The 9,736-nt window shown below is 68.3% G+C and carries 10 protein-coding genes; 2 read left to right on the forward strand and 8 right to left on the reverse strand.

What is annotated here, in order from left to right; all coding sequences use genetic code 11:
* Positions 1–41: 41 nt before the first annotated feature.
* From V6D00_06760 to V6D00_06790, 7 genes are all read right to left on the reverse strand, one after another.
* Positions 42–803, reverse strand: coding sequence for a MerR family transcriptional regulator (locus V6D00_06760; GenBank protein HEY9898866.1), 762 nt, complete (start codon positions 801–803; stop codon positions 42–44).
* A 102-nt stretch (positions 804–905) separates the two neighbouring features.
* The gene (locus V6D00_06765; protein HEY9898867.1) at positions 906–2,222 is read right to left on the reverse strand and encodes a TolC family protein; all 1,317 of its coding nucleotides are present in this window, start codon (positions 2,220–2,222) and stop codon (positions 906–908) included.
* On the reverse strand, positions 2,219–3,001 hold the full coding sequence (locus V6D00_06770) for a hypothetical protein (protein HEY9898868.1): 783 nt from the start codon (positions 2,999–3,001) through the stop codon (positions 2,219–2,221). The genes V6D00_06765 and V6D00_06770 overlap by 4 nt, the downstream gene beginning before the upstream one ends.
* A 12-nt stretch (positions 3,002–3,013) precedes the next feature.
* On the reverse strand, positions 3,014–3,442 hold the full coding sequence (locus V6D00_06775) for a hypothetical protein (protein HEY9898869.1): 429 nt from the start codon (positions 3,440–3,442) through the stop codon (positions 3,014–3,016).
* 15 nt (positions 3,443–3,457) lie between these two features.
* Entirely contained in the window at positions 3,458–4,645 is a 1,188-nt protein-coding gene (locus V6D00_06780; GenBank protein ID HEY9898870.1) for an ABC transporter permease, read from the reverse strand.
* Positions 4,642–5,877: an HlyD family efflux transporter periplasmic adaptor subunit gene (locus V6D00_06785; protein ID HEY9898871.1), complete on the reverse strand. Its 1,236-nt coding sequence runs from the start codon at positions 5,875–5,877 to the stop codon at positions 4,642–4,644. The genes V6D00_06780 and V6D00_06785 overlap by 4 nt, the downstream gene beginning before the upstream one ends.
* Before the next feature lie 25 nt (positions 5,878–5,902).
* Positions 5,903–6,466: a TetR/AcrR family transcriptional regulator gene (locus V6D00_06790; GenBank protein HEY9898872.1), complete on the reverse strand. Its 564-nt coding sequence runs from the start codon at positions 6,464–6,466 to the stop codon at positions 5,903–5,905.
* 177 nt (positions 6,467–6,643) lie between these two features.
* On the opposite strand from V6D00_06790, the gene V6D00_06795 reads away from it, so the two are divergent.
* Positions 6,644–7,195 (forward strand): hypothetical protein, encoded by a 552-nt coding sequence (locus V6D00_06795; GenBank protein ID HEY9898873.1) that lies wholly within the window; start codon positions 6,644–6,646, stop codon positions 7,193–7,195.
* 81 nt (positions 7,196–7,276) lie between these two features.
* On the opposite strand, the gene V6D00_06800 is transcribed toward V6D00_06795, so the two are convergent.
* A complete protein-coding gene (locus V6D00_06800) occupies positions 7,277–7,579 on the reverse strand; it encodes a hypothetical protein (protein HEY9898874.1) in 303 nt (100 codons plus the stop codon).
* 295 nt (positions 7,580–7,874) lie between these two features.
* On the opposite strand from V6D00_06800, the gene V6D00_06805 reads away from it, so the two are divergent.
* Positions 7,875–9,736, forward strand: a 1,862-nt coding sequence (locus V6D00_06805; protein HEY9898875.1) for a pyridoxal-dependent decarboxylase, incomplete at its 3' end; no start/stop codon positions are given.

Consider the following 9,736-nt stretch of genomic DNA (forward strand, 5'->3'; position numbering starts at 1 on the left):
GGGGAGGACTCATGCAGACGTTCGACTCAGACAATAGGTTCTTAGCCATTGGCTTCCATGGCATCGGCGTAGATGCGCATCGCCTGCTGCATGAACTGGGCCATTCCGGGCTTCACCTTCTCGTAGGTGGCGGTGAAGCGCGGGTCGGCGACGTACATGTTCCCGAGGCCTCGGAAGATCTCGGGGGTGACGGTGTAGAAGCGCTCGTTGATCATGTTCCACCAGCGCCCGACCCCTTCTTGCACCACCGGATCGGCAGGGTCGCGATCCATCAGGGCCGCGAGGTTCTGCGAGATCGCTTGCAGCTCCGCCTTCACGGTGAGCCAGTCTTCCTTGCCATACCGGGAGGTCCGCTTTTCGCTTTCCTTCCATGCATCGCCGTGACCCCAGCGGGCCTTGGCCTCCTCGCGGTACGCGACAAGCTTGGAGTCGTTGAAAGCCTCGAACATCGCGTCTTTTTCCATTGCTTTCCCACTTTCGATGGCGTCGATCGATTGCTCGACCGACTGGATGAGGGCATGGAGACGGCGTTGCTTCTCGAGCAGCAACTCCTTGTGCGTGAGAAGGGCCTTCTTCCTGTCGAAGCCGGGACTGTCGATGATCTGCTTGATCTCTTGCAGGCTGAAACCCAGCTCCCGGAAGAACAGGATCTGCTGCAGACGATCCAGGTCCGGATCCCCGTACTGCCGATAGCCCGAAGGGCTCACCGACGCCGGCTTGAGCAGTCCGATCTCGTCGTAGTGGTGCAGGGCGCGAACGCTCACGCCCGCGATTTCAGCGACGGCTTTGACGGTGTAGGTCATCTCACTCACCTCCAGTCGCTACCCTAAGCTATGACGTAACGTGAGGCTCAAGCCCCCCGTCAAAAATTCCCGCTTCGAGGGGCAAATTATCTCGATCGACCGCTACGAGCCGGCAAGGAGGCTCGGCCCGTCGACCCCCATGGCCCTTGCAAGGCGCAGCTCGGCGCCAAGCTCATCGTAGGCGGCCTGGATGTGGAGCGCCTGGGCGCCGGCCACCGCGGTAGCAGCGTCGATCGCCTCGGTCCCGCTGCCTATCCCGGCCTTGAAGCGAACGCGGGCCAGCTCGTAGCCGGCCTTCGCCGTCTGGAGGCCGACCGCGGCCGCCTTGATGCGCGCCTGGGCCTCGTTGCGATCGGCGATCGCCTTCTGCACCTCGAGCCGCAGCCCGTTCTGCAGCGCCCGCACCGTGGCGGCGGCAGCCTGGGCGCTCTGCTCGCCCTGCTTGACCTTGGCTGCGGTCCTGCCGCCGTCGAACAGGGTCCAGTTGACCGTGCCGAGCACCGCGTAACCCGGGATCTGCGTGCCCATGCCGAGGACCATGCCCTGGGCGCCCACGACGGGCAAGAGCTCGCGGGCCTTGACGTCCGCGCCGAGGCGCTCGATCTGCTCCTGGCGCCTGGCCATCTGGACCTCGGGCCGCTGCGCGATGCCGCGCGCGATCGCTCCCTCGTCCACGGCGCGCGGCGCGAGCGCCGGCAGTTGCGCGAGCGGGCGATCGCCCAGGCTCTCGTGCATGGCGGTGCTCAGGCTGAGGCGCGCGAGCGCGACCGCGTTCTGCGCCTGGATCACCTTGCCGTCGGCGCCAGCGAGGGCGGTCCTGGCCTGCAGCAGCTCGAAGTGCGAGCCGATGCCCTTCTTCTCGCGCAGCTCGCTGTCCGAGACGTGCTGCTGCGCCTGGCGCTGGGCCGCGGTCGTAGCGGACAGCAGGCTCTCGGCGCGCAGCACGTTGAGGTAGGCGTTCGCCGCATCGAACGCCGCCGCCTGGCGCGCGTTGCGGATGTTCTCGGCGGCGAGCTCCTGGCCGACCCGGGCCGCCTTTTCGCCGACGCCGCTGCGACCGCCGTCGTAGAGCACCTGGCTGACCGTCAGCGTCTCGTGCAGGGCGTTGGGGGACAACCCCGGCAGGTACAGCTCGAGGGCGCCCTTGAGGGTCGGGTTCACGATCCCCAGATGCATCGGGGTGAGCGCCACCGAGACGGTGGGCGCGTTCTGGGCCCGGATCTCTTGCAGGCGAGCCTGAGCCCCCGCGGCCTTGGCCTCGGCGCCCTGGATCGCCTCGCTGGTTGCGATCGCGCGCTGCATGGCCTCTTCGAGCATCAAAGGAGCAGCCGGACTTGCGGCCCAGGCGTTCGGCGCCGCGACGGCGAGCGCGAGCAAAGCCAGAGCGGCGCCGTGTGCGTACCGCTTAGAGGCGCTCATCGCACCACCTCCTGCGGACGCGACGTGAGCCCGAGGGTGATCACGTCCGAATCGAGCGCGAAGCCGCTCGCGCGCCACAGGTCGTGCCGGTACGCCGCCTCGACGCGGATCCCGGGCGTCGGCGAGAAGCCGAGCGAGAGGCCGGGCTTGAGGCCCCAGGTGCCCGTCAGGTCGTAGGGAGCCCCGGTCATGGTCACCGCCGCGACCGGGTACCAGGCCACGTCGGCCGAGAGCACCAGGCGCGGGTGGGGGGCCCACTCGGCGGCGACCCCGACGCCCGGCGCGAGCCAGGTCTGGTTGAAGTCGAGCGCCGTGCCCGTGTAGCGCGAGCCGGTGTTGTTGGCCTGGAGGCTGCGGTAGTCCAGCGCGAGGTACGGCGCCCACGCCGCGGCCCCCGCGACGCTCCAGACGCGCCCCAGGCTCAGGCTCGTCTCGAAGGACTCGGGGCTTGCGACCGTCGCGTCGGGCGAAAGGGGCGAGAAGCCGTCGGCGAGGCGAAGGTTGGCGCGATCGCGATCGCCGTCGAGGCGCCAAAGCCACTGGTCCCAGCGCCCTTGCCAGCGCAGGCCGAGACCGTTGTCGATCGCCCCCGCGACGCCGTTGCCGCTCTCGGCCGCGTTGAGGGTGCGGTACTGGTAGCGCAGCCCGAAGGAGTTCCCGAGCAGGTCGGCGCCTTGCGGCTGCTCATCGGCCGCGAGCGCGGGCGAAGCCACGAGCGCCGTCGTGACGGCGGTGAGGACGAAGAGGGCTCGCAGGCCCCGCGTGCGAATCAGTGCCATGGGTGATTCTCCTTAAATGCTGGCGGTCGCGGGGCCGATGACGGTCGGGGTCGTCTTGACGACGGTGACCGAGAGGTAGCGGCTGCCGGCGCTGCTCTGGATCAGCATCACGGCGCGGCCGGCGGGGTCCGTCACGGGCGGCAAGGTCAGCTGGGGCAGCGTCGCCACCCAGGTGCCGCCCTTTCCGAGCGTCAAGGGCGCGGGCTTGCCGCTCAGCACCAGGGCGGGCGCCTGGCCTGCCAGGATGTCGGCAGGCAGGGTGCCGGGGTTGAAGACGTACGAGATGGTGTTGGTCGAACCGACCGCCGTCACCACCTGGGTCGCGGCGATCGCGCCGCTCGGCGTGCCCTCCTTGGGGGTGACGACGAGCTGGGCGAAGGAGTCGCAGCCCGAAAGAAGCGCGGCCACTGCGAGGGCCGCCGCCAGGTGCTTCGTAGCCATTGGAATGGGTCCTTTCTAAATCGATGCCTTCGCGTGTTCGAGGCTCGCCGCCGGCCTAGGGGCCCTCGCCACGGCGCGCTCGCGCAAGAGGGCGACAGCCACCAGCGAGACGAGGGTCATGGCGAAGAGGGCGGCGAAGTCCGTGCCGAGCGATCCGAGGCCGTGCCCCTTCGAGACGACCTCCCGGAAGGCGTGGAGGTAGTAGGTCAGGGGCAACAGCTGGGAAGCTGCGGCCAGAGGCTGGGGCATGGCCATCTGGGGCCAGGTGAAGCCCGAGAGCATGAAGGAGGGCACGGCGATCAGCATCGCCACCTGGGTCGCCATCAGCTGGGTCCTGAAGGCGAAGGAGACGAAGAAGCCAAGCGAGGCGACCGCCAGGTCGAAGACGGCGCTCACGAGCACCACCGGCCACAGGGCCCCGTGGACGGGCAGGCCGAAGCCGAAGACGGCGACCGCGATGCAGATGACCGTCATCGTCATGGTGACGAGCCAGTAGGGCAGGGTCTTTCCGAGCCACAGCGGCAGCAGAGGGGTCGAAGCGAGCGTCTCGCTCCAGGTGCCCGCCTCCTTCTCGCGGGTCGCGCCGAGGGCGACGCCCAGGAGCAGCACCTGTTGCAGGGCCGCTCCCACCAGCCCCAGCACCATGAAGTCGGCGTAGGAGAAGGTCGGGTTGAAGAGGACCCGGTAGCGGTAGTCGATCCCGGTGAAGGTGCGCTCGCCGACGGTGCCCCACTGGCCGCGCGCGGCCAGCTTCTTGAGGGTGACTCCCGCCGAGATGGTCTTGATGTCGGTGTTGGCGGCGCGCACGGCCGAGTTCGAGACCATGAGGTTGGAGCCGTCGACCAGGGTGAGGACCGCCGCCTCGCGGCCGAGCTTCACGTCTCGCTCCAGGTCGCTCGGAATGACCACCGCGACCGAGGCCCGGGAGGAATCGAGCTCGGCCATGGCCTGACCCTCGCTCTCGAGGTGAGCCGTCACGCGGAAGGTCTGGTCCCGGTCGAGCGCGCGGACAAGCTCGCGGCTCAGGGCGCTACGGTCCTGGTCGACGACCGCCAGGGGGAGCTCCGTGACGCGCTGGGCGCTGTAGAGCCAGCCGAACATCGCGCAGTAGAGGACCGGCACCAGCAGCATGACGTTGCGGATCGTCGGGTCCGTGAAGATCGTGCGCCACTCGCGCGAGAAGACCCGGGAGAAGGCGCTCATGACACCTTCTCCTTGCCAGGCTGCCACTCGACGGTGTAGCCGGGCAGCAGCTCGGCGGCGTCCACGCGCAGCTTGACGCTGAAGGCCCGCACGTCGCGATCGCCCAGCTCGCGGGTCGCCTTGCGCACGGCGAAGTCGGCCGAGGGCGAGACGGAAAGGACCCGGGCCTCGACGCGCCGGTCCATCGCCGGCACGTAGAGCTCCTGCCGCTCGCCCGTGCGGATGCCCGAGAGACGGTTCTCGTCCACGTAGAATTTCACGTAGCGCTGCTTGACGTCCTCGACCGTCATCACCAGCCCGCCCTGCGGCACCAGCTCTCCGGGGCTGATCGCCACGCTCTTGACCACGCCGGCCACCGGCGCGTACAGGTGGGTGTTGCGAAGGGCCGCCTGCGCCTCGTCCACGAGGCCCTTGGCCTGCTTCATCCCGGCCTCGGCGGCCGCCACGTCGAGCGCCTTGATCGAGACCTGGCCGCGGTTCGCCCTGGCCTGGTCGTAGGCGGCCGACGCCTGGGAGACCTGGGCCCGCGAGGCCGAGATCTGCTCGCGGCGGGCGCCCTTGCGGGCCATGCGCAGCTGCTCCTCGGTCGCCTCGCGCTCGGCTTTCAGCTTGTCGTACTGGGCGAGGGCCTCGTCGTGCTTCGCCTTGGCCACGCCTCCGGCCTGGAAGAGCTCCTTGAGGCCCTCGTAGGCGAAGCGCGCCGCGTTCTCACCGGTCTTGCAGGCCCTGAGCTTGGCTTCGAGCTGCGCGACCTCTTCGGGCCGCGCCCCGTTGCGCATGGCATCGAGCTGCGCGCTGGCGGCCTGGATGCCGGCCTGCGCCTGGTGGACCTGGGCGCTGCTGGCGTCGTCCATCAAGGAGACCCCCTGGCGGGCCTGCTCGGCGCGGACCTTGGCCAGGGCGTAAGCCCCCTCGGCCTGCTCGACCTTGGCCTGGACCTCCTCGGAGGTCAGGCGCGCCACCTCCTGACCGGCCTCGAGGGGATCACCCTCGCGGAAGTTCACGGCGGCGACGCGGCCGGGCAGCTTGAAGGCCAGATCGACCTCCATGCCCTCGACGACCCCCGTGAGCGCCGGGCCGCCGGCGCCGTGGGACTGGCTCGCGCCGGCGAAGCCGAGCGCCACGCTGAAGGCCAGGGCGACTCCCGAAAAGGCGATGACCCCGCGCCGGGTGCGGCCGCCGGAAGGCCTCGCGAGCGCCGCTTGATTTTCGATTTCCGTCTCTTGTTCCATCGTCGTTTCCTCCCCCATGCGGGCGCTAGCCAAGTGCCTTGTGCGCCATGTGCAGCAGCGTGGTCCTCGTCGGCTCGGCATCGACCGTCTCGGCGCGGTAATGCTTGCGCAGGACAACCATCCCGATCATTCCGAAGGTGGCCGAGGCGACCGTCGCGATGTCCAGGTCCGACGCGATCGCCCCCTGCTCCTGCAAGCCGGCCAGCGTCTTCTCGAAGAAGGCGAAGAAGTCCGCCAGGTGGCTCAAGGCCTCCACCGAACGGGTCAGGTGGGTCGAAGCGGCGGCGAGCAGCACCAGGCAGAAATCCCGGTTGCTCCCCAGGAAGCTGAACAGCGCGTCGTGCACGGCCTCGAGTCGCCCCTGGGCCGAGAGGCCCTCGCGAGCGACGGCCTGCTCGATCGCGATCGTCAGGTCCCGCAGGCCCTCCGAGAGGACGAAGCCGTAAAGGGCCTCCTTGTTCTTGAAGTGGTAGTAGAGCGTGCCCTTGGCGACGCCGGCCGCCTCTGCGATCTCGTCCAGGGTCGTCTCGTCGTAGCCCCGCTTGGCGAACATCGCGAGCGCTCCGCCGCGAATCTTTTCCTTGGTCATGACGGCCTCTCTTTGAACTGACTGGTCAGTACAAAGCACCATAAATCTAACTGAGCTAGACTGTCAAGTCGCCTTCACGGAACGTAACACCCGATCCCCATGGGGTGTTACGTGAGCAAGGTTCTTCCGCAATTCACCGATGATCCGAGAAGTCAGGTATCTTTTCGAGGTGAAGCCATGCTCAGTTCGATCCAAGGACCAAGCCCGCAGGTCAGGGTGAGCCCCGCGCCGAGGCAGCTCCCGGCACCCGTTGCCGCCCCCGGAATGGCGCCCGACTCGCTTTCATTGTCGAAGCCGGCGGCCAACGCGGCTCGTCCGACGCAACCCGCGCACAACGGGGGTTGGGACGATCTGACGAACCTCGTCCCGGTCATGGTCTTCTCGCCGATTGCGAGCGTGGCCGCGGCGGGCATCGGCTTCCTGGTGGCAGGCCCGGTGGGGGCCGCGGTCGGCGCGATCGCCGGTGGCTCGACCCTGGGCGGCCTGCTTGGCCTCAAGAACCTGATCCACCATGTCGCACATCGCGCGAAGGGTGAAGAGACGGACGACGACTTCAACCTCAAGCTCGCGGGCAAGCTGCTCGTCACCCCTGGCACGACCCTGCTGGGCGCCGGTGCCGGCTTCATGGTGGGCGGGCCCATCGGGGCGGCCGTCGGCGCGATGATCGGCGCGACCGGCCTGATGCTCGTCGGAATGGTGAAGGGGGCCTTCAAGAAACTGACCGCCTGAAGATGCCCGAAGCGCCGAAGGAGCCTGCCGGTTGCATTCCGGCAGGCTCCTTCGGCACTTCGGGGACTAATTGTCGGCGGCTTACTCGCGCTCCCAGCCAAGGCCGCGAAGCTGCTCCAGCAGCTCCTCGACGGTCTCCTGCTTCAGGTCTTCGCGCTTGAGGCCGAGCAGCTCCAGCTGTTGCCGCAGGTCGATGTTTGAAACGAAGGCGCGCCGGTCGATCGCCCAGGCCAGATCCTTCAGCTCCGTGTGGTACGTCCCTTCCATGAGCTTCAAGCCCACGTACGGCACGAACGGTAGCTCGATCATCTTCTGAAGGCAGATCGTCCCCGGGTGTCCCACGATCCCGGCGTGAACCAACAGGCGCAAAATCAAGATATACATTGGTCACCTCCCTCATGGTTGCTTCCCATATACCCCAGGCTTGATTCCTCACCTCGTACGATCGCCCAAATCCGCGATGCGAGCCAGATGCAGTGGATCTTACGGACGCCTACTGCTGGCCGCGAGGCTATCCTCTCCCTAGAGGCTTTCTTGCCACTTGTCCGATGCTCCGTGACGCGAGCGGAGGTCTTCATCCCGTGCCCCCAGATATGAGGCGCCTCATTGAACGGGGCACCTCCTGATGGGTATGCTGGGCGTGTCCGTACGCCTTGGTGTACCCGGAAGAGAGTTTGAAATGGCCCTGCCCATCGGTTCCTTTTTCCTCGGTCCGGCCGGCGAAAACGCCGACATCCTCGAGAGCTTCATGCTCGAGGCCCTGCGCGACCACGTCTTCTGGCGCCGCAACTTCCACCCGGAGGACGCACCGAGCATCCGCCAGAGCGATCGCGGCACGCCGGCCTTCGACGACTCGCTGGTCCGCCTGCGCCAGGAGCTCTACTCTCTGCTGTCGCGCCTCAAGCAGGGCGCCCCCCTCTTCAGCCCGCGCTACCTCGCGCACATGACGAGCGACGTGACGATGGCCTCGCTGGTCGGCTACTTCGCCGCCATGCTGTACAACCCCAACAACGTCTCGGGGGAAGCCTCCCCCGTCACCACCCAGCTGGAGCTGGACGTCGGGCACCAGCTCGGCCACCTGGTCGGCTACGGCCCCAGCACCTGGGGCCACCTCGCCTCCGGCGGATCCGTCGCCAACCTCGAGGCCCTCTGGGCCGTCCGCGCCCTCAAGTACTTCCCGGCCACCGCGTGGCTCGTCGCCAACGAGCTGGAGCTCGACGCCCCGGCGGTCCTCCTCGCCAGCGGCCAGTCCGCGCCCCTGCGGGAGCTCACCCCCTGGCAGCTGATGAACGTCCAGACGCAGAGCATCCTGGATCTGCGCGATGCGCTCGCGGCGAGCCCCGAGACCGCGGCCCTTCTCGAGACCTACTCGCTGGGCAGCCAGGGCTTCCTGCAGTTCCACCGGCACTTCGAGACGGCCTACGGGGCCCCCCTGCCGGTGCCGGTCCTGATGGTGCCCGGCACCAAGCATTACTCCTGGGTCAAGACCGCCAACCTCCTGGGCCTGGGCCAGGGGCAACTGATCGAGCTGCCCCTGGACGTCCAGTACCGGATCGATCCCCAGGGGCTGAAAGAGGTCCTCGACGACCTGACCCGCCGGCAGGTGCCGGTGCTCGCCATGATCTCGGTCCTGGGCTCGACCGAGACCGGCTCGGTGGACGCCCTCGATCAGCTGCTCGCGGTGCGCACGACCGCGCAGAGCCAGGGCCTGCACTGCTACTGCCACATCGACGGGGCCTACGGCGGCTACGCCACGGCCATGTTCCGCAGCCCCCAGGGCGAGTGGGTCGACCAGGGGAACACCCCCGAGCTGTTCGAGAGCTTCAAGGCGCTCGCCGAGACCGACTCCATCACCATCGATCCCCACAAGCTGGGCTACATCCCCTATCCGGCCGGCGCGGTGGTGTTCCGCGACGAGCGGATCCGCGAGTTCCTGTCGGTCAGCGCCCCCTACGTGTTCCACGACACCCCTGCCACCTCGCCGACGACCATCGGCAAGTACATCCTGGAGGGCTCGAAGCCCGGAGCCGCCGCGGCGGCCGTGTGGCTCAGCCACCGGGTCCTCCCGCTCGATACCAGCGGCTACGGGGTCCTGATCGGCAAGAGCGTGGAGTGCGCCCGGAAGCTCTGGGCGGCCCTCGACGCGTTCGAGTCCCGGAACGGGTACCGGATCGTGCCGCTCAACGAGCCCGATCTGAACGTCGTCACCTTCCTGGCGATCCCCCCCGTCCCGTTCACGGGCGCCGAGCTGAACCGCTTCAACGACACCCTGTACAAGCGCTTCGCCGTCAACATCGACCGCCGGGTCTTCAGCTACGAGTTCGTGCTGTCCAAGACCGACCTCGGCATCGCGTCGTACCGGCGCGGCCTCGAGCAGAGGCTCGGAAGCGACCTGGTCGACGCGCTCGCCCCTCAGGGCGGCGTCACCGTGCTGAGGGCCACCATCATGAACCCCTTCTCGGCCGCGGCAATGGCCGACGGCACGTTCCTGGAGCGCTTCCTGACCGAGTTCGAGGGCGCCATGGCCGAGGTCTGGGCCTC

Source organism: Pantanalinema sp. (genome assembly GCA_036704125.1).
GTDB lineage: Bacteria > Cyanobacteriota > Sericytochromatia > S15B-MN24 > UBA4093 > JAGIBK01.